The 18,216-nt window shown below is 64.5% G+C and carries 21 protein-coding genes; 6 read left to right on the forward strand and 15 right to left on the reverse strand.

The window, feature by feature from the left end; translation table 11 throughout:
* Positions 1-29: 29 nt before the first annotated feature.
* Genes ACRECS_RS15055 through recO form a run of 3 tightly spaced genes read right to left on the reverse strand, consistent with a single transcriptional unit; the run spans position 30 to position 2,865 of the window.
* Positions 30-1,130 carry a glycosyltransferase family 2 protein gene (locus ACRECS_RS15055; RefSeq protein WP_431583764.1) on the reverse strand — a complete coding sequence of 367 codons (1,101 nt, stop codon included), beginning with the start codon at positions 1,128-1,130 and terminating at the stop codon, positions 30-32.
* A 10-nt stretch (positions 1,131-1,140) separates the two neighbouring features.
* Entirely contained in the window at positions 1,141-2,190 is a 1,050-nt protein-coding gene (gene leuB / locus ACRECS_RS15060; RefSeq protein WP_431583765.1) for a 3-isopropylmalate dehydrogenase, read from the reverse strand.
* A 48-nt stretch (positions 2,191-2,238) separates the two neighbouring features.
* Entirely contained in the window at positions 2,239-2,865 is a 627-nt protein-coding gene (gene recO / locus ACRECS_RS15065) for a DNA repair protein RecO (protein WP_431583766.1), read from the reverse strand.
* Positions 2,866-2,968: 103 nt separating this feature from the next.
* Here recO and ACRECS_RS15070 point away from each other — a divergent pair, with 103 nt between their 5' ends.
* Genes ACRECS_RS15070 through ACRECS_RS15080 form a run of 3 tightly spaced genes read left to right on the forward strand, consistent with a single transcriptional unit; the run spans position 2,969 to position 4,616 of the window.
* Complete coding sequence (locus ACRECS_RS15070) at positions 2,969-3,268, forward strand: PadR family transcriptional regulator (protein WP_431583767.1); 300 nt, start codon at positions 2,969-2,971, stop codon at positions 3,266-3,268.
* Positions 3,265-3,894 (forward strand): hypothetical protein, encoded by a 630-nt coding sequence (locus ACRECS_RS15075; protein WP_431583768.1) that lies wholly within the window; start codon positions 3,265-3,267, stop codon positions 3,892-3,894. The genes ACRECS_RS15070 and ACRECS_RS15075 overlap by 4 nt, the downstream gene beginning before the upstream one ends.
* The gene (locus ACRECS_RS15080; protein WP_431583769.1) at positions 3,894-4,616 is read left to right on the forward strand and encodes a hypothetical protein; all 723 of its coding nucleotides are present in this window, start codon (positions 3,894-3,896) and stop codon (positions 4,614-4,616) included. The genes ACRECS_RS15075 and ACRECS_RS15080 overlap by 1 nt, the downstream gene beginning before the upstream one ends.
* Before the next feature lie 66 nt (positions 4,617-4,682).
* On the opposite strand, the gene ACRECS_RS15085 is transcribed toward ACRECS_RS15080, so the two are convergent.
* The 6 genes from ACRECS_RS15085 to uvrC all read right to left on the reverse strand — a co-directional run bounded on the left by ACRECS_RS15085 (position 4,683) and on the right by uvrC (position 12,610).
* The gene (locus ACRECS_RS15085) at positions 4,683-5,060 is read right to left on the reverse strand and encodes a VOC family protein (protein ID WP_431583770.1); all 378 of its coding nucleotides are present in this window, start codon (positions 5,058-5,060) and stop codon (positions 4,683-4,685) included.
* A gap of 78 nt (positions 5,061-5,138) precedes the next feature.
* The gene (locus ACRECS_RS15090; protein WP_431583771.1) at positions 5,139-5,828 is read right to left on the reverse strand and encodes a DUF4336 domain-containing protein; all 690 of its coding nucleotides are present in this window, start codon (positions 5,826-5,828) and stop codon (positions 5,139-5,141) included.
* A gap of 51 nt (positions 5,829-5,879) precedes the next feature.
* Positions 5,880-6,818 carry a GNAT family N-acetyltransferase gene (locus ACRECS_RS15095; protein ID WP_431583772.1) on the reverse strand — a complete coding sequence of 313 codons (939 nt, stop codon included), beginning with the start codon at positions 6,816-6,818 and terminating at the stop codon, positions 5,880-5,882.
* Positions 6,815-7,768 (reverse strand): polysaccharide deacetylase, encoded by a 954-nt coding sequence (locus tag ACRECS_RS15100; RefSeq protein ID WP_431583773.1) that lies wholly within the window; start codon positions 7,766-7,768, stop codon positions 6,815-6,817. Before ACRECS_RS15100 ends, ACRECS_RS15095 begins: the two co-directional genes overlap by 4 nt.
* 54 nt (positions 7,769-7,822) lie before the next feature.
* Positions 7,823-10,618, reverse strand: a complete 2,796-nt coding sequence (locus ACRECS_RS15105; protein WP_431583774.1) for a DUF3857 domain-containing protein — start codon at positions 10,616-10,618, stop codon at positions 7,823-7,825.
* 72 nt (positions 10,619-10,690) lie between these two features.
* Positions 10,691-12,610 (reverse strand): excinuclease ABC subunit UvrC, encoded by a 1,920-nt coding sequence (gene uvrC, locus ACRECS_RS15110; RefSeq protein ID WP_431583775.1) that lies wholly within the window; start codon positions 12,608-12,610, stop codon positions 10,691-10,693.
* A gap of 83 nt (positions 12,611-12,693) precedes the next feature.
* Between uvrC and ACRECS_RS15115 the strand changes: the two genes are divergently transcribed.
* Positions 12,694-13,413: an SDR family oxidoreductase gene (locus tag ACRECS_RS15115; protein WP_431583776.1), complete on the forward strand. Its 720-nt coding sequence runs from the start codon at positions 12,694-12,696 to the stop codon at positions 13,411-13,413.
* Positions 13,414-13,446: 33 nt separating this feature from the next.
* Here ACRECS_RS15115 and ACRECS_RS15120 read toward each other — a convergent pair whose 3' ends face one another.
* The 6 genes from ACRECS_RS15120 to ACRECS_RS15145 all read right to left on the reverse strand — a co-directional run bounded on the left by ACRECS_RS15120 (position 13,447) and on the right by ACRECS_RS15145 (position 16,332).
* Positions 13,447-13,779: a hypothetical protein gene (locus tag ACRECS_RS15120; protein WP_431583777.1), complete on the reverse strand. Its 333-nt coding sequence runs from the start codon at positions 13,777-13,779 to the stop codon at positions 13,447-13,449.
* A gap of 121 nt (positions 13,780-13,900) precedes the next feature.
* Positions 13,901-14,455, reverse strand: a complete 555-nt coding sequence (locus ACRECS_RS15125) for a hypothetical protein (RefSeq protein ID WP_431583778.1) — start codon at positions 14,453-14,455, stop codon at positions 13,901-13,903.
* A complete protein-coding gene (locus tag ACRECS_RS15130; protein ID WP_431583779.1) occupies positions 14,448-14,942 on the reverse strand; it encodes an ATPase in 495 nt (164 codons plus the stop codon). The genes ACRECS_RS15125 and ACRECS_RS15130 overlap by 8 nt, the downstream gene beginning before the upstream one ends.
* A gap of 15 nt (positions 14,943-14,957) precedes the next feature.
* Positions 14,958-15,170: a F0F1 ATP synthase subunit C gene (locus tag ACRECS_RS15135; protein ID WP_010164404.1), complete on the reverse strand. Its 213-nt coding sequence runs from the start codon at positions 15,168-15,170 to the stop codon at positions 14,958-14,960.
* Positions 15,171-15,233: 63 nt separating this feature from the next.
* On the reverse strand, positions 15,234-16,016 hold the full coding sequence (locus tag ACRECS_RS15140) for a F0F1 ATP synthase subunit A (protein ID WP_431583780.1): 783 nt from the start codon (positions 16,014-16,016) through the stop codon (positions 15,234-15,236).
* 25 nt (positions 16,017-16,041) lie between these two features.
* Entirely contained in the window at positions 16,042-16,332 is a 291-nt protein-coding gene (locus ACRECS_RS15145) for an AtpZ/AtpI family protein (RefSeq protein WP_431583781.1), read from the reverse strand.
* A gap of 494 nt (positions 16,333-16,826) precedes the next feature.
* On the opposite strand from ACRECS_RS15145, the gene ACRECS_RS15150 reads away from it, so the two are divergent.
* Together ACRECS_RS15150 and ACRECS_RS15155 are read left to right on the forward strand one after the other, a co-directional pair.
* Complete coding sequence (locus tag ACRECS_RS15150; RefSeq protein WP_431583782.1) at positions 16,827-17,393, forward strand: DUF5681 domain-containing protein; 567 nt, start codon at positions 16,827-16,829, stop codon at positions 17,391-17,393.
* A gap of 155 nt (positions 17,394-17,548) precedes the next feature.
* Positions 17,549-18,216 (forward strand): Calx-beta domain-containing protein (locus ACRECS_RS15155; RefSeq protein WP_431583783.1); only part of this gene is annotated, 668 nt, incomplete at its 3' end.

Below are 18,216 nucleotides of genomic sequence, written 5' to 3' on the forward strand. Positions count from 1 at the left end.
TGCTCCCCGTGCCGGGGAGCAGCGAAAGCTTAATACCGGCCCCAGGTAAATCTGGACGACAGCGCGTAATTCCATACCGCGCTGACCAGAATCCCCGACAGCGCCGAAAAGGCCCAGGTGTCGGCCCGCGCATCATAGAGGAAGGCAGCGACGCCGACATTGGCGACCGCACCGACCGAGCAGACAATGCAGAAGGTCACCCAGCCGTCGAACAGTTCTTTCGCGCCCTTCAGCCGGCTGTCGCGATAGGTCAGCGCGTTGTTGAGGAAGAAGTTGAAGGTCATCGCCGCGATCGTCGCGACGATCGTCGCGCCGACAAAGCTCATCCCCAGTTCCTTGAACAATATGCCGAGAAACAGGAAATGCACCCCGGCGCCAAGCGCGCCGATGGCGGAGAACATGGCGAACCGCACCGGAATGACCCGCCCGAACATGCGGTCATAGATGGCAATGAGATATTCCATCGCGACGACATGGTCGAGCTTGCTCTCGCCCTCGGTACGGATCCTGAAGGTATAGGGGAGTTCGAGGAACTTGAGCGGCTTGGGGCTGCCGGTCATCAGGTCGAGCAGGATCTTGAAGCCGATCGCATTGAGGTGCGGCGACAGCTCGCGGACGATCTGGGTGCGGATCATGAAGAAGCCGCTCATCGGGTCGCTCAGATCGGCCTTCAGGACTCGCCGCGAAAGCTTTGTCGCAAACGCCGATTTCGCCACCCGGTCGCGATCCCAGTCGCCCGTGCAGCCACCATCCACGAAGCGCGACCCGATCACCACATCGAGTGTTTCGTCCGTCTGCAGCGCATCGAGCATCTTGGGCAGGATGGTTTCGTCATGCTGCAGATCGCCGTCGATCACCGCGACCACCGGGGCGGCGGTCGCGCACATGCCCTCGATACAGGCCGAGGAGAGCCCGCGCCGGCCGATCCGCTGAATCACCCGCACGCGCCGGTCGAGCCGCGCGATATCGCGTGCCGCCTGCGCCGTGCCGTCGGGACTGTCGTCGTCGACGAAGATCGCCTCCCAATTGCGGCCCTGCAGCGCGGCGTCGAGCTTCGCGACCAGGGTCGGCACATTGCCGATCTCATTGAAGGTCGGGATGACGACCGCCAGTTCGAGCAGATCCTTCACGCGCCAGTACTCAATTCAGCGCCGCGAGCACTGCGTCACCCATCGCCCGGGTCGATAGCGTGCTGCCAAGATCGGCGGTCCGCGCGCCGCCGATCAGCGCGCCGGAAACCGCCGCCTCGATCCGCTGCGCCGCTGCCTCCTGATTCAGCGAGTGCCGCAACAGCATCGCCGCGGACAGGATTGCCGCGCAGGGGTTGGCCTTGCCTTGCCCGGCAATATCCGGGGCCGACCCATGAATCGGTTCATACATGCCGTTGTCACCACTCCATGCCCGTAACGAGGCCGATGGCAGCATGCCGATCGACCCGGCGCACATGCTCGCTTGATCCGACAGGATGTCGCCGAACAGATTGCCCGTGAGTATGACGTCGAACTGGCCCGGATTCCGTACAAGCTGCATCGCCGCGTTATCGACATACATATGGGTCACCGCGACCTCGGGATAATCGGCCGCCACTTCATTGACCACGTCACGCCACAACTGCGACGTTTCCAGCACATTGGCCTTGTCGATCGAGCACAGGATGCGCTTGCGCCGCTTCGCCATTTCGAACGCGACGATCGCGATCCGCCGAACCTCGTCCTCGGCATAGGACATCCGGTCATAGCCTTCGCGACGGCCGTCGCTGGTGATGTGCCGGGCCTTTTCGCCGAAATAGACATCGCCGGTCAGTTCACGCACGATCACCATGTCGATCTGGGCGGCAATTTCCGGACGCAGCGTGGAGGCCTCTTCAAGGCCGGGAAAGAGCGTGGCCGGCCGCAGATTGGCGAACAGCCCCAGTTCCTTGCGCAGCCGAAGCAGCGCCTGTTCGGGACGCAGCGACCGCTCCAGCCCATCGCAAGCCGGATCGCCGACCGCGCCGAACAGGATCGCATCGGCGCGTTTCGCCAGCGCCAGTGTTTCCGGCGGCAAGGGATGCCCGGTCGCATGATAGGCCGCACCGCCGACCAGAGCCTCTTCGAAGCTCAGATCAAGATCCAGCGCTTCGAGCACGCGGCGCGCTTCGGCAACGACTTCGGGACCGATCCCGTCTCCGGGCAGCAAGGCAATAAGCATGGATTCTTCCGCTAGGTTGGCGTCGCGGCAATGCCCGCCCCCGGTCGCTCACGCAACCGCCCTTTTGAGCCTTTCCACCAGCCGTGCCCGCGCGGCGAGCGTGTCGGCACGCCGATCGGTCAGGATATCCGCCTCCAGCGCCTCGCCGGTGATGCGCAGCGCCGCGAGGATATCGCTCCAGTCCGCTTCACCGCCGCTGCGCAGGATGGCCGGCAGGTCGTCGAGTTCGAGGCCATAGCCAAGCTCGGCGAGCAGCAGCAGTTCGTAGCGCGCCAGCGCCAGCGCCCAGCCGCGCGCGGCGGGAGCCGCCTCGATCGCGCCGATCACCCCGTCGAGCGCCGCGTAGAGGCGCGGATAGGGCTGCGCTTCGGGCAGTGCGGTCGCGGTCAGCACCGTCACCCATTCGAGCGCAGCGGCAGGCAGCGGCTCGGCATAAAGCGGCGCGCGGCTGTGGATCAGCTCGACGGTCAGCCCGGCCAATTGTTCATCGGTGCGCGCGCGCCATTCGCCGAGCACGAGATTGGCGGGCTGGAGGATCGGGCGAATGCGCCGCGACTTGCCGCCACGGACATAACCGGGCTGCAAACCATGGTCGGCGGTCAGCGCCCGCACCACCGCACCATGTTCGCCGTGCTGGCGAACGGCGAGGATCAGGGCTTCGGCGCGCAGATGCATGGGCGAGGTGTAGCCGGGGATGCGCGCGACTTCACCCCTTCGCTTTCAGGGGCGGCCATGCAGATGCTTGACGGCATATTCTATATATGTAGAGTTATGCGCGATGCGACAGCGTAAACCTTCCCGCCAGACACTTGCCGTGCTGCAGGCCCTGCTGTCCCGTCCGGCCGACTGGCGATACGGTTATGACCTGACAAAGGACATCGGCTTGAAATCGGGTACGCTTTACCCCGTGCTGATGCGACTGGCGGACCAGGGGTTGCTTGAGTCCGAATGGCATGCGTCCGACCGTCCGGGCACCCCGGCCCGGCACGCCTATCGCCTCACCGGGACAGGCCTCGCCTTCGCGCACGCCAGCATCGCTGCCGAGGCACGGCCAGCGCACGGGATCGCCCCTGCATGATGTATCGCCTGGCCATCACGTTGTGCCGGGCTGCAGGCCACATGCTCCCGGCCGCACGCAAGCCATGGGCCGACGCGATGACCGCCGAATTGGTGCACGCGGAAGATGACCGCGCGGCACTGGCTTATGCCGGCGGTTGCCTGCTGGCCGCCCTGCGCGAACGCCTGCGCGATTTCGATACGCGATTTGCCGCCGGCCTATGGTCGATCGCCGTCATCACCGGCCTGTTCGCCGTCTTCCAGTTCGCCTGCGCCGCCCATGGCATTCGCGCCCTTCTGGGGGCTCGCGACGGGATGCGCGAGGCCTTGCTGCATCAAGGAGCAAGCCCCGCGCTGATGGCCAGCTATGAGGCGGCCCGACCGATCGTCATCGGCTGTTTCATCATCCTTGGCTGCACGCACCTCGCTGCAGCCTGGTTCTTGAGCCGCACACAGCTTCACCGGTTCCTCATCACCTGGAGCGCTGCGCTCCTTGTCGCCGGCGTTGCGGTTACGATCCAGCTGTCGATCGTCTGGAGCCTCGATGGCATGCCGTCGGAATTCCACGCTCTGCTCATGCAGGCGGTGGCGTTGCCGGCGCTGCTCGCCTGGTCGCATGGCCGGCACAGATATCCGGGGAGGATATGATGACGGGACCAGTGAAGGTCATGCTTGCGCTTCTCGCCTTTTCCGGCGCCGCCGGCGTCAGCGACGCCCGCACGCCGACATCGAAAGCCGAAGCGATCATCGCCGCGTCCAAACGCGCGACGGGCGGCACTGCATGGGATAAGCCGCAAGGGTGCTTCGAAGCAGGCACGCACGCGGATGGCGCGATCTCCTACCGGACAAGATTCAGACTCTTCGGCTATGGGATGCGCATCGACAGCGAGCGCGGCGGCGCCACCCGCTCGATGGGATTCAACGGGAAGGCAAGTTGGCAGGCCGCCGGTAACGACAAGGCTGATGTTCGATCCGACCCGGCGTCGCTCCGCGACAGCATCGTCACCAACTATCTCAGCATAAACGGGTTCTTCTTCCCCGACCGCTTTCCGGCCACGTTCAACTATCTTCGCGAGGTGCGAGAAGCTGGCAAGAGGCTCCAGGTGATCGAGATCACACCCCGGGGAGGTCGATCCTTCGAGGCCTGGTTCGACAGTCGCACACACCTCATCCGGCGCGTGGTCGACCGTCACGGCGTGCCCCCGACCACGGTCGAGGCCCGCGACTATCGCAAGGCCGGCGACTTGACGATCGCCTTCAAACTGAATGTGCTGGGGCCGGACGGCGCGGTGGCCGATAGGGGCGCCGTGACATCATTCCACTGCGGTCCGATTGAAAACACCATCTTCGATCCACCGCTTCCGCGCTGATCAGATGCCGCCGATGCGGAATTCCGTCTGGCCGCTACGAGCTCCTCCGCCCGTGGAATCGCGTCATCAGCCTCGCTGATACACGGCCTCCAGACGATGGCCGTCGGGGTCGATGACGAAGGCGGCATAATAATGGTCGCCATAATCGGGCCGCAGGCCCGGTGCGCCGTCATCGGTTCCGCCATGGGCGAGCGCGGCGGCATGGAATTGATCGACTGCGTCCTCATCATGCGCGTCAAACGCCAGATGAAACCCCTGATCGAGGCCGATCGCTTCCCTGGGGCGCTGTTTCAGCGCCAGCCCCTCAACGTCCGGCCTTGGGCCATAGCCGACCGATTCATCGCCGGTGAAGACGCGCGCGCTACCAAGGCACTGGAGCACGGCATCGTAGAACAGGATCGACCGGGCGAGATCGGAAACGCCGATGGAGAGGTGGCTGATCAACATAAACTCCGGAATTGGCGGGTTCGCACCATGCGCCTAGTTCAACGGAACCACGGCCGTAACGCCGGTCTGCGGATGCTAAGTCAGCAGCCAGGCAAAGCTGCGCGCAATGAAGGCGTGGCCGCCCGTTTCGACCGGGGCGGCATGGGCCATCAGGACTTTCTCCACCGGCCATGCCAGGATCCAGCGAAGCGCCGCGCGGGCGGCAGCACGGTTGGTGAAGGCCCCGCGGAATTTCCTTGGAACCGTCGGCTCGGGCGCCGTCATGAGATCGAGCCTCGCCACCAGCGCCCGCCAGCCGGTGAACCATCCCGGCTCGAAATGCTGGATCAGGTCAGTGAAGATCGCCGTGCGGCTGGTGCGGTGGAAGAAAACGACTTCGGCGGTGATGGCATTGCCCCGCACCACGACCTGGTCGATCTCCCCCGACCATATCGGCGCAGGATCGTCATCGAGATCGCCATCGAAAACCAGGTCCTGGCGCCGCTTGCGCAGGCCTGGCGGGGCATAGAGCTTTGCGCCGGGATAGGCCGCTTGCCAGTCGCCAATGAACAGATGATGCAGCGAATTCGGTGCGACGATATGGCGGACCGGCCCAAGCCCATCGACTGCCGCGCGAAGCTCATTCGAAAGCCCGACCGGCGACCAGATGAACAATGTGCCGTCGGACAGCCTGATGACGGCCATGCGCGTCGGATATCGGAAGCCGGCCACCACCGCTATCGGGCCTTCAGCAATCCAGATCCCGTCATCGAAGGACTGCAGCATGCCGGTCTCCAACGCACCGCCGCCGACCGGAAGGCGCATTATGGGCCGAGGTTACGCCCGCCGCAACTTCTTCGCCAGACTGCCGAGCCCCAATTTCTGCACTGTCTTCTTGCCCAGCGCGGTGGTCCGATCGAAGCTGCCCAGCGCGACGATCGTCAGCCGGTTGACCAGGCTGGGGCGGAGCAGCAGCAGGTCGAGGCAAGCCATGCCGCCGGTGGCGAACTGGCGCTTATGCTGTCCCTCGCCCTCGGTGAAGTCGAACCGCTTCAGCTCACCCCCTGCCCCGCCCTCGGCATAGAGATCGCGCATCGCCTCCATCTGCAGCACGCTTCCCGGCGACAGCTCGTTGAACACCGGATCATGCCCGACATATTCGTATCGCACCGTGCCGTTGACGACCGGGCAATAGAGATAGGCAGCCGGCTCTCCGGCGATGTAGAGCAGCCAGCCGCGCACCGCATCGGCAGCCGCCATGCTGTACATCTGGCGCAGGAATGCCGCATCGTCTGGCAGGCCCGACCCGAGCAGCTTCTCCTGATAGGTGCGGGCCGAGATCCGCCGCGCCACCTCATGAAACACGGTCATGTCGTCGGGCGTACGGAAACGCCGAACGTCGAGCGTACCGCCGGAGGCAGCCGCGACCTTCTTCGCCTTGCGCTTCATGCCGCTGCGCGCGTTCGGCGACATGGTGGCGAGCCAGCCATCATGCCCGATCGCCAGATCGGCATAATAGCGTGTGTAGCGTTGCCGCACGAACGCGATCATCCCGCCGCCCGCCCGCATCATCGCGTCGCGGCTTGCCTCGGGCAATGAGGTGATCTGATAGCCATGCGCGTCGCGATCGAGCGGCGGCAGCGCCGGCAGCCGCCCGTCCTGTATCCCGTCCAGTACATCCTCGAGCGCCATCGGCACGCGCACCATCCGGCGCTGAATCGACGCCAGCGTCCGCGCACCGATCTGGAAGCGCAGCGGCAGCGGCGCGGCGGTCATGCGGCGCGTTCCTCGATCATGTTGGACCAGAGCTGTTCGGCACGGCGCCAGCTGGTGCGCAGCGAATTGGGCGCGAGCGGCGCATCGGCATGATCAAGCGCGAGATCGGGGCGATCGCCGAAATGCACGGTCGGCAGGTCGTCGCGGCGCGCCTCGAGCATCGCGCACAGTGCGTCGAAGCGGCGGACATGGATGGCATTGGGACGCGTTCCCGCACGATTGGCGAGTTCGAAACTATGGCTGACGATGGTCAATACGGCATGTGCTTCGGCCATGGCATGGTCGAGCGCTGCGGCCATCTCGCCAGCCGACAGCGCGCAGATCTGGAAATTGCGCAACGCCCCCGGGCGGTCCTCGATCAGGGTCACGGGGACTTCGATCAACCCCTCCCGCGCTACCGGCGCGATCTGGCGAACGGGTAGCCCGATCGCGCTCGGCCACGGCTGCTCGGCCCCGTTATGGCTGCTGTCATAGGCAAAACCGAGACTCGCCAGCGCTCGCAACGTATCGTCGTTCGCGCTGTAGCTGCCGGCGCGGAACGCGATCGGGTGTGGCGCGCCCGCCGCAACCAGCAACTCGGTCGCGCCGGCAATCAGGTCGCGTTGCTGCGCCTGAGGAAAATCGATCAGTTCGAAACGGCCATGCGTCTTGCCGCCGTCGCCCGCCACTGCGCCGGTCCAGTTGGGATGGAGGTGAAGTTGTACCTCCTGCCCGGCATCGAGCACCGCGCCGACAATCCGCTTCATTGGTTCGAGGCCAAACAACAGGGCGGGCAGCGGATCGACGAAGAAACAGGCCTTGAGCCCATGCCGGGCAAGCCGATCGAGCTGATAGGCAAGGCCTACGCCGGCCGGCTCCAGCGACCGTTTGAAGATTGTCTCGACATCAAGCGACGCCGCATGATGCCGCCAGGCGAGTTCGGTATCGACGGTGAGGAAGACGCTGGTCATACCGCGATTCTAGCGCGGCGAGGGTGAAGATTTCTCCAATAAGACCGTGCAGTGTCAGGGCTTCACGCCATAACGCGCATAATCCTCATCGATCCGGGGGCTCATTTGCCGTGCGGCAGCCAGGTCGGCATCGCCCAGAGCAGCCTCGCCGTTACGCTTCCGGATCACCCCCCGCAGGTAGAGTGATGCGGGAAGGTCGGGGACGATATCCAGTGCCGCCGCAATATCGCCAAGCGCATCGTCGAGCCGCCCCATCTGAAAATAAACCATCGCACGACTGTCGAACGCGGCCACTGGCGATTCACCCAACTCAATCGAGCGAGTGCAATCCTTCAATGCGGTATCGAGCCCGATCTTGTTGATCGCCTTGGTCCAGCACCGTGCATTGAGCAGTTCCGGATTGCCGGGTTTTTCAGCGACAGCGGTGTCGAGCGCAGCGACGGCCTCCGCACCCCGGCCCGCGCGCGACAGGACGTCGCCCTTGATGTTGAGATAACTCGATTTTTCCTTGCCTCCAGCCGCGATCCGCTCATCAAGCAGCGCGAGAGCCTCGGCGACCTTGCCGTTCCTCGCCTTGAGCGAAGCCAGCATGCCGACGACCTGGGTCGATCCTGGGTCCAGGCCATAGGCGGTCTCCACATCAGCCAGCGCTTTTGCCTCTTCGCGGATGGTGGTCAAAAGGCCGGCACGCTGCAAATAGGTATCCAGATTGGGCTCGATCGAAATCGCCTGGTCAAGATCGGCGATAGCCCCGCGCCAGTCATAGGTTCCCGCCCGATAATTTGCGCGGTTGGCATAGCTGAGTGCCTCTTTGGGATCAGCCGCGATGACTTTGGCATAGGCGTCGTCAATCGGTTTGAGCAGCCCGGCCTTGCGCGCCGCCACAGTCACTTCGCGGCGCGTTGGATAATCCTCCGGTGCCACGACCCGCAACAATCGCGTTTTGGCCAGGGCGAGCCGGGATCGCACCGCCGGAATGTCCGCCGGCGCGATCTCCGCGCCGATCGTATCCATACGCTCATCGACCGTCGCCACGCCATTTGCCAGCGTCGCGGTACGCCGCAGCCTTACACCCGCAAGGCTTTCTGGCAGCGTGGTATCGCCGTCGAGCGTGAAGCCCGTCACGCCGACCGGCAGCTTAAGCGTCGTGGTGAAGGCGAGGCTGCCACTGGACTCGGTCGCGACCGGAATTTCGCGCCAGGCAGGACGTGTCCGGTCGGGCTCGAAGGTCAGCGACGATACCGTCCGATCGAGCCTGCGGCTGCGCCGCTTCTGCTCGGACTCCCAACCGCTTTGGGCAATGCCGGTTGCGGTGACCACGGTTGTTCCGGCGGCGACGTCCTGGACCAGCGTCTCGCCGATCGGCATGCCTTCTCCGATCATCGTCTGGGCAAAGCCATAGAGCATTTCATGACGCTCCTTGGCCCCCAACTGCCCTGCGGTGGTGGCAAGTTGTGACGCCATCGGCCCACGCACCGTGATGGTTGCACGATATAATGCCGGCAACCCAAGACCGGCCGCTTGATCGACCTCCAGGACAACGGCCATGTCGGGACGGTTCGCCGGACGGCGTGGCAAAGCCATCAGTTCGGCACCGGTATCGCGCACCGGCAATACCCAGGAAAAGGGTAAGCTGTCGTCGAGATCGGCAAACCGGGCGCCCTGACCGGTGCCGTCCAGCCATAAGCTCTTGCCGTCGATCGTCGCCCGGACCAGCACATGGTCGAAGGCGCCCGGCAACGGCAACCGCTGGGGCAGCGCATCACCCAACTGACTGTTCGCCATCACCGCCTCCGCTTCGATGCCAAGGCCATGCAGCATGGCGAGCAGGAGCAGGGTCTTCGCCTTGCAGTCACCATAGCGGAGCGACCAGGTCTGCGCAGGTGTCTGCGGGGTGTAATTGCCGCCGTCCATGCCCCGGAAGAGATAGCGGACCTGGCCCTGGACAAGCTCGAGCGCAGCGGCGGCGCGCTTGCGCGGATCGGTGTCGGCCTTGGCGATCCGCGCGACTTCGGCAGCGAGCGGACTGCCGGGTGCGATCAATCCGTCGGTACGATACAGCGGCGCCATGACCTTCGATACCGCCGACCAATCGGCAAAGGTCGATGCATCGAGAATCGGCATTCCGCGCGTTCGCATCGGCGCATCGCCGGGCCATTCGGGCGGCTTGGCGAGCGGCAAGGCAAGGTCGATTTCGCGATAACCGCCGACATCTTTCGGCTTGGCGGCAAGGCCGGGCACATAGGTGCGGAATTTCAGATCAGTTCCGGCCTTCCATAACAGCCGCGCGCGCGCAAACCCGATCCGGGTCGGCTCGGCCGCCAGCGGGAGCATCGTTTGCATGCCGCCTTTGAACACCTTGTCGCTTTGCGTCACTGAATAAGCGACGCGCAGCACGTCACCCACACGCAATCCTTCCACCGCCATGGTCGCGGTCAGGACGCCATTCATCTGCAGCGCTTCCAGCTGCGTCTCGCGGCGCAAAACGGTGAAGCGGGAGCTCTGCTTCAACAGATCGATCTGCTCATCCCCGCGCACAATTGATACGCGGTGGATGATCAAGTCGCCATCATCGGGCTGCCATTGCAGCTGGATTGTCCCCGCCTGCGTCAACACATCAGCGGAGGCGATCCGCGTTGCGCTTTCGAGATAGGCCCAGACCTGCCCGTCCTGCAGCCGCTGCTGCTGGTCGAACGCCAGCATGATCGGGGCTTCCTCACCAGCCACCGGCGCCGATGGTGGCGGGGCGGGTTTTACCCAATCGGGCGCGGGTGCGTAGATCGGCTTGTCGCCCGCATGCGCAACACCGGAGGCCGCAACAAGTACGGTGAACAATATCGGCCGAAACATGAACTTACCCCCCGGTATTATACCGCGGACTCTAGCGCAGCCCAACCTGTCGGCAAGGGGCGATCGAGCCGTTTATCGGCTGTGATAGAAATCATAGACCTGTTGCGCGACCGCCGACGACACGCCGGGCGCCTGTTGCAGATCCTGCAGGCTCGCATTGCGCACCGCGCGGCCAGTGCCGAAATGCATCAGCAGCGCCTTTTTTCGTGCCGGCCCGATGCCGGGCACTTCGTCGAGTGGCGACGCGCCGATCGCCTTGGCGCGCTTGGCACGGTGCGCGCCGATTGCGAAGCGATGCGCCTCGTCACGCAGGCGCTGGAGATAGAACAGCACCGGCGCATTGACCGGCAGCTGGAACTCGCGCCCGTCAAGCATATGGAACACTTCGCGCCCCGCATGGCGATCCGGCCCTTTGGACACGCCGACCAGGCAGACATCCTCGATGCCCAGTTCCTCCATCACGCCCTTCACCGCGTTGAGCTGCCCGCGCCCGCCGTCGATCAGCACCAGATCGGGCCAGTCGCCGGCGTCGCGGTCCGGATCCTCGGCTTGTGCGCGCGCGAAACGGCGGCCGAATACTTCGCGCATCATCGCGAAATCGTCGCCCGGCTCGGTATCGGGATTCTTGATGTTGAACTTGCGATACTGGCCCTTGCGGAACCCTTCCGGTCCGGCGACGACCATCGCACCAAGCGCATTGGTGCCCTGGATATGGCTGTTGTCGTAGATTTCGATCCGGTCAGGCGGTTCGCCCAGATCGAACAGGTCGGCGACCTCCTGCAGCAGTTTCGCCTGGGTGGTGCTCTCAGCCAGCCGCCGGTCGAGCGCTTCCTCGGCATTGCGCTTGGCTTGGTCGAGCAACCGGCGGCGCGTGCCGCGCTGCGGCATCGACAGCGTCACCTTGAACCCGGCCGCGGCGCCCAATGCCTCGCCGAGCAGCGCGGCTTCGTTCAGCTCGCGATCGACGAAGATCGTGCGCGGCGGCGGCACTTCCTCATAGAATTGCGTCAGGAAACTGGTCAGCACCTCGTCTTCGGGCACGTCGTTGGTATGCGCGGGGAAGAAGCTGCGATGGCCCCAATTCTGCCCGCCGCGAATGAAGAAGGCCTGGATGCCCATCACGCCGTTCTTGCAGGCCAGCGCGAAGATGTCGGCATCGCCCAGCCCCTCGGCGTTGATAGCCTGGGTACCCTGGATGAAGGTCAGCGCACGCAGCCGGTCGCGCAGGATCGCGGCCAGCTCGAAGTCCATCGCCTCCGCCGCCGCCTGCATCTGGCCGCCCAACTTGGTCTGCACCTGAGTCGATTTGCCGGCGAGGAACGCCTTGGCGTCGCTTACCAGTTCGTCATAGCCCTTTGCGTCGATCCGCCCAACACACGGCGCCGAGCAGCGCTTGATCTGATAGAGCAGGCACGGCCGGTCGCGGTTCTTGAAGAAGCCGTCAGTGCAGGAGCGCAGCAGGAACAGTTTCTGCAGCGCGTTGAGCGTGTTGTTGACGGACCCCGCGCTGGCGAAGGGGCCGTAATAATTGCCCTTGGCGCGCCGCGCGCCGCGATGCTTCTGGATGCGCGGGAAATCATGGTCGGCGCGCAGCAGGATGAAGGGGAAGCTTTTGTCGTCGCGCAGCAGAACGTTGTAGGCCGGGCGGTAACGCTTGATCAGCTGCGCCTCGAGCAGCAGCGCCTCAGCCTCGTTATTGGTCGTGACGATGGTCATTGACCGGGTGTGCGCGACCATGCGCTGCAGCCTTTTGGGCAGGCGGTCGACCTGGGTATAGTTGGTCACCCGGTTCTTCAGCGCGCGCGCCTTGCCGACATAGAGCACGTCACCCCGCGCATCCTGCATGCGATAGACGCCCGGCCGCGACGGCAGGGTCGCCAGCACGTTACGGATCGCCGCCACGCCCGCGTCCAGATCGGGAGCATCGCTGCCCCGGATGGTGAAGGTCGATTTCTCTTCGTTGAAACGGTCGGGGGCGTTGGGTGACGACATCATTGTCTCATATGGGGTGGCTTCATTTAGGACTCCGGCGCGCAGGCAACAACGGCTATATCGAGCGCCAGAGGGGAATGACGATGCAGCTTACGGGAAAGACGATCCTGGTCACCGGGGGAACGGACGGCATCGGCCTGGCGCTGGCGCGCCGGCTCAAGGCAGCGGGATCGACCGTGATCGTGGTCGGACGCAACGCCGAACGCATCGCGGCGGCGCAGGCGGAGGGGTTCGAGGTGCTTGCCGCCGACCTCAGCACTGAAGCGGGCTGTACCGAATTGCTCGCGGCGATCACTGGCCGCCCGATCGACATCCTGGTCAATAATGCCGGCATGGGCGTGCCGTTCGACGTCGCGGCAGCGATCGATATGGCCGTGGTCGATCAGTCGATCTTCCTCAACCTCAATGCCCCGATCCGCCTGATCGTCGGCATGCTCGATGCGCTGCGTGCCCGACCCGCGGCGATGATCGTCAATGTCACCTCGGGCCTCGCGATCGCGCCGGCCGCCACGACGCCGGTCTATTGCGCGACCAAGGCGGGGCTGCACAGCTTCACCCGGGCGCTACGTGCGCAGCTGGCGGACAGCAAGGTCCATGTGCTCGAAGTGCTGCCGCCAGTGGTCGAGACGCGGATGACCGAGGACAACCACCACAGCAAGATGCCCGCGCCCGAATGCGCGCGGCAGATCGTCCTGGCGATGGAGAAGAGCCGGAACCAAGCCAATGTCGGCATGACCGCAATACTCAATACGGTCTACAACATCTCGCCGGCAATCGCGCGGCGAATCATGCTCCGCTACTGACGCCGCGCAGGGCGCCAGCAGCGGAGCCGGTGCTTACTTGATCGCGGCGAGGTCGGCGCCGACCTTGACCAGAGCCTCGGGCGGGATCGCGCCGCCCGACATCGGCTGAAGCTGGTTCAGCGACATGCCCTTGAAGCTGTCATACATTGCATGGGTGGTGACGCCGGGCAGGTCCGCGTCGAGCACGGCCTTGCCGGCCGGATCGGCGGCGATCGTCTCGATCGGCGTGTCGAGGTTGAACTTGGTCGCAGCAGCGGTGGTTGCAGGAGCCGCCGGCGTGGTGGGGGCTGCGGCAGGCGCGGTCTGAGCTGCAACGGGAGCGGCGGCAGCAAGTGCGAGGACGGCGCCGAGGACGACAGACTTCATTGGGAATGCCTCTTTCAAAAGAAAGCGGCGCGAATCGCCGCAGATCCGGCCTTTAGCGGGATTAGTAGCAATTCAAAATGTAATGATTGCGCCCGCCGCGACAGGTGAGCGCAACACAGTCTCAGTTCACGCGGCCCAGACCAGCGATCGTGCGATCGACCAGCGCCTTGTCGGCCGCCGCGCCGTGCCGCTCGGCAATGATCGCAGCAGCGGCCTTGGCGGCGGCGTCAGCGGCCTTGGCGCGGACCTCGCCAATCGCGGCGCGCTCGGCGGCAGAGATCTTGTCCTCAGCCATCTTGCCGCGACGTGCGACCAGTTCCTGCGCGTCGCTTTCGGCCTTGGCGAGCAACTGCTTTGCCTCCGCCTCGGCATGAGCAACGATCGCGGCGGCATCGCCGGCGCTTGCCGCGTTGCGCGCCTTGGCTTCCGCGAGCTGTGCCTCGGCCTCGGCACGAAGTCGTGCGGCTTCGTCGAGATCGGTGCGGATCGCCGCGATCTTCGCATCGAGCATCCCCGCGATCAGCGCCGGGACTTTCTTCCACAGCAGGATCGCGATGACGACGAGCATCGACAGCGCGACATAGCCGGGCGCGGCCACGCCGAATGCGGTCGGCTCATGATGCAGCTCGACCACACCGGTCTGCGCCACGGTTTCTACGGGATGCGCCTCAGCCATGCGCCAGTTCCGCCTTTACCTGCTTTTCGATCGCGGCACGATCGACCGCGACGCCCGAAAGCTTCGCGACAATGTCCTGCACCGCATCGACGGTCGATGTTTCGATGTCGGTCATCGCCTGTTGCCGGGCGCCGTCGATCCGCACGGTCGCGGCGGCGATACGGTCATGAATCTCCGCATCGCCGGCCTTGACCTGCGTCTCGGCATTGGCGGTCGCCCGGGCTTTCGCCTCGGTCACCGCCTTGAACGCCTGGCTGCGGGCCGAGTCCAGACCAGTCTGATACTCGGTTTCCGAAGCCTGGGCGGTCGCGCGCGCCGCCTCCGCCGCAGCGATGTCGCCCGAAATGCGCGCGGTACGATCGTCGATCGTCCGCTCGATCCTGGGCACCATCGCCTTGCCGATCCCGAAATAGATCAGGGCGAATACGATCGCGAGCCAGAACAGCTGCGACGCGTAGATCTCTCCGATCTGGGATAACTGAGGCATTGGAGGCGCTCGCTCTTACTTGACGACGAAGAGGATGAGGATCGCGACGACGAACGCGATCAGGCCGAGCAACTCGGATGCCGCGAAGCCGATGAACAGGCGACCCTGCTGACCGTCAGCCGCACCAGGGTTGCGCAGCGCGCCTTCGAGGAACGAGCCGAACACGTTGCCCACGCCCAGCGCGGCCAGGCCAACGCCGATCGCCGCAAGGCCGGCACCGATGTACATTGCACCAAGATCAGTCATGTCAAAACTCCCAAAATAATCTTCAAGTGGTGGAAAAATCTCGATTTAGTGCAGGTGCACCGCATCGTGGAGGTAAAGCGAGGTAAGCAGCGCGAAGACATAGGCCTGAATCGCGCAGACCAGCAATTCGAGCGCGCTGACGCCGACGATCATCACGAAGCTGAGCAGGCTGACGACCGGGCCCATCGCGCCACCGGCGTTGAGCCCCTGAACGACGAAGCTGCCGAACACTTCGAGCAGGATGTGCCCGGCGGTCATCGCGACGAACAGTCGCAGGCCAAGGCTGAACGGGCGCACCAGGAACGACAGCAGCTCGACCGGCGGGATCAGCCACATCAGCCACAGCGGCGTGCCATGCGGCACGAACAGCGAGAAGAATTTCAGGCCATGCTTCCACAGGCCGACCAGCAGCACGATGCCGAACGACAGGAACGCCAGCACCGCGGTGACGGTGATATGGCTGGTCACGGCAAAGGTGTGCAGGCCGGGCAGGATCGCCAGCGGCAGCACGCCGACCAGATTGGCGAACAGGATGAAGAAGAAGAGCGAGAAGATGTACGGCGCGAACTTCTTGCCGCCCGAGCCGATATTCACCTTCACCATATTGTCGATGAAGCTGACTGCGCCTTCGGCGGCGACCTGCCAGCGGCCGGGGATCAGCTGACGCTTCAGCCCGCCCGACATGAAGACGGCGAGCAGCACGAACACGACGACCATGAACAGCGCCGAGTTGGTGAACGAGACGTCGTACCCGAACAGGTCGATATGGCGGCCGAGCACGGGCTCAACCAGGAACTGTTCCATCGGATCGATTTTGCCGGCGCTCACGATTCTATCCTGTTCGTTGGCCCACTCACTCAGGGCGCTCCTTCGAAATACGGAAAATGTTACGGAAGGCCACGACAATGGCCAGCGCGATCAGGATCAGCATGATCCACGGCTTGGTGCCGAACCACTGGTCCAGCGCCCAGCCGAGCACGCCGCCGCCAAGCGGAGCGCCAATCAGCTCGGCCAGCACGCGCGATCCTTGCGCATAGCCCTTGGCCGGTTTCGCCACGCCGACATTGCCGGCACGCGCCTCTTCTGCCGCACGCGCCTTGGCGATGCGGAGATCGAGGTCATCGGTCTGGCGGTCGTCGACCAACGCGAAAGCATCCTGATAAGAAAACGCCGCCGGGCTTGCGCACGGCGACGAGAAACCTGGGAGAACTGCTGCACAGGGCCCCCGTTGCGGCGTCCGTTTAGAAAAGGGGGGGTCCTGAGTCAACCGGTGTGAACGGCAGGCATGATCCACCCCTGCCCGCCCCGACAGACACTGCAAGCCCCGATTCGAGACCCCGCATGAACGCTCCGGTCGCCCGTCATGCTGGCTGTTATTGGCTGTTATCCGGCAAGATGTTTTTTGCTGGCTGTTATTGCGGCCACCAAACCGCGATTCTAGTCGATGAATCAGCATGTTGAGACCCCCTGGCTGTTAATCGATAACAGCCAGCGAACAGCCAACGGAACAGCCAGCATAACAGCCAGCAATCGGGCCGGAACAGCCAGCCGGCGTACCGGAACAGCCAGCGATCGATTCAACCGATCAGCGAAATCGGCTTTCGGGGGTGCGGGATCATCCATCAGCAAGGCTGTGACATGAACGAACAGATGCTTGAATCGAGCGAGACACAGAACACCACCGGAGAAAGGCCGGCCGGAGCGGAGGCGCACGAGCGCAGGCGCGGGCCGGGAACGCCCTTTGTCAAAGGCATATCGGGCAACCCCGCCGGACGGCCGCCCGGTCGCCGTGCGACAGGCGCGCGCGGCGACCGCCTGCCCGGCGCGGATCAGCCGACCCGGGCGATGATCCTGGAAGAAGCGTATCGCATGGTCCGGGTCGAGGACGCGGACGGCGAGATCGAGATGCCGGCGAACCAGGCGATATTCCGGGCGCTGACCGCAGCGGCGTTGCAGGGCAACCAGCTCGCGCAGCGGCGCTGGACCGCGATCGTGCGATCCGCGGAACAGGAACAGAAGGACGCACAGATCGCGCTGTTCAACATGCTGGAGCGCGGCGGCGTGAACGAGCGCTACTGCGCCGAGCAGCGTGGGTTCGTGCCGTTATGGACGAGCAACGATGATATCCTGATCGACGGGGTATCGGGGGTGGGGGTGGTGCGCCCGATAGCGGGGGATGGCGAGGATATCGAAGGTGGGGTGTAGCAATCGCCGGTACATTGTGGCGAACACAGCGCCGAAGGCGATCAGACAAATTACAGCCATTTTGGTTCTATCATCGATCCGCAGTGGCGCGGGTTCGATTTGATCTTCATGCTGAAGCGATCACCGGATTCGATCGAATCCGGACGGGGGTAAAAATGCGGCGGAAACACAGGCTTTTAGCAGGCGCCACCTGCCTCACACTGGTTAGCGGCGCCGCCATCGCGCTGGCGCAGGAGACGACGACTTATCGCTATGATTCGCTGGGTCGGCTGATCAGCAGCTCGATCGCCGGCGGAACCAATGACAGCCGCCGGACGGGAACCTGTTTTGACGCCGCGGGCAATCGTGTGCGCTATGACGTCGCCACTGCCGCGCCGGCAGCGTGCCCCGTACAAGCAACCCCAACGCCCACGCCGACGCCAACTGCGCCGAGCTTCGCGATTTCCGGCGCCGCACCCGTTACCGAGGGCGGAACCCTGGTCTACACAGTGACCAAGACCGGCTCGACAGCGGCGAGCTTCACGGTCAATTTTACCACCGCGAACGGTACGGCCATTGCCGGATCGGATTACACTGCGGCCAGCGGGACGCTCACCTTCGCGCCGGGCGAAACCAGCAAGACGATCAGCGTCGCCACGATCGACGACACAAGCGTCGAATCCGCCGAGACGGTGCTGGTCAACCTGTCGGCCGCCTCGGGCGGGGCGACGATTACCACGGCCCAGGGGTCGGGCACGATCAACGACAATGACGTCGCCCCTCCGCCAAGCTTCGCGATCTCCGGGGCCGCACCCGTTACCGAGGGTGGAACCCTGGTCTATAC

The organism is Sphingomonas sp. (genome assembly GCF_050725575.1).
Classification (GTDB): domain Bacteria; phylum Pseudomonadota; class Alphaproteobacteria; order Sphingomonadales; family Sphingomonadaceae; genus Sphingomonas.

What these genes read in the sequence shown, in the direction of transcription:
- ACRECS_RS15100 (WP_431583773.1), bottom strand. Translation starts at nt 7,768, where the DNA reads ATGACCAGCGTCTTCCTCACCGTCGATACCGAACTCGCCTGGCGGCAT.
- ACRECS_RS15090 (WP_431583771.1), bottom strand. Translation starts at nt 5,828, where the DNA reads ATGCTGCAGTCCTTCGATGACGGGATCTGGATTGCTGAAGGCCCGATA.
- recO (WP_431583766.1), bottom strand. Translation starts at nt 2,865, where the DNA reads ATGCATCTGCGCGCCGAAGCCCTGATCCTCGCCGTTCGCCAGCACGGC.
- leuB (WP_431583765.1), bottom strand. Translation starts at nt 2,190, where the DNA reads ATGCTTATTGCCTTGCTGCCCGGAGACGGGATCGGTCCCGAAGTCGTT.
- ACRECS_RS15130 (WP_431583779.1), bottom strand. Translation starts at nt 14,942, where the DNA reads ATGCCTCAGTTATCCCAGATCGGAGAGATCTACGCGTCGCAGCTGTTC.
- ACRECS_RS15075 (WP_431583768.1), top strand. Translation starts at nt 3,265, where the DNA reads ATGATGTATCGCCTGGCCATCACGTTGTGCCGGGCTGCAGGCCACATG.
- ACRECS_RS15095 (WP_431583772.1), bottom strand. Translation starts at nt 6,818, where the DNA reads ATGACCGCCGCGCCGCTGCCGCTGCGCTTCCAGATCGGTGCGCGGACG.
- ACRECS_RS15150 (WP_431583782.1), top strand. Translation starts at nt 16,827, where the DNA reads ATGAACGAACAGATGCTTGAATCGAGCGAGACACAGAACACCACCGGA.
- ACRECS_RS15115 (WP_431583776.1), top strand. Translation starts at nt 12,694, where the DNA reads ATGCAGCTTACGGGAAAGACGATCCTGGTCACCGGGGGAACGGACGGC.
- uvrC (WP_431583775.1), bottom strand. Translation starts at nt 12,610, where the DNA reads ATGTCGTCACCCAACGCCCCCGACCGTTTCAACGAAGAGAAATCGACC.
- ACRECS_RS15070 (WP_431583767.1), top strand. Translation starts at nt 2,969, where the DNA reads ATGCGACAGCGTAAACCTTCCCGCCAGACACTTGCCGTGCTGCAGGCC.
- ACRECS_RS15135 (WP_010164404.1), bottom strand. Translation starts at nt 15,170, where the DNA reads ATGTACATCGGTGCCGGCCTTGCGGCGATCGGCGTTGGCCTGGCCGCG.
- ACRECS_RS15120 (WP_431583777.1), bottom strand. Translation starts at nt 13,779, where the DNA reads ATGAAGTCTGTCGTCCTCGGCGCCGTCCTCGCACTTGCTGCCGCCGCT.
- ACRECS_RS15125 (WP_431583778.1), bottom strand. Translation starts at nt 14,455, where the DNA reads ATGGCTGAGGCGCATCCCGTAGAAACCGTGGCGCAGACCGGTGTGGTC.
- ACRECS_RS15105 (WP_431583774.1), bottom strand. Translation starts at nt 10,618, where the DNA reads ATGTTTCGGCCGATATTGTTCACCGTACTTGTTGCGGCCTCCGGTGTT.
- ACRECS_RS15080 (WP_431583769.1), top strand. Translation starts at nt 3,894, where the DNA reads ATGACGGGACCAGTGAAGGTCATGCTTGCGCTTCTCGCCTTTTCCGGC.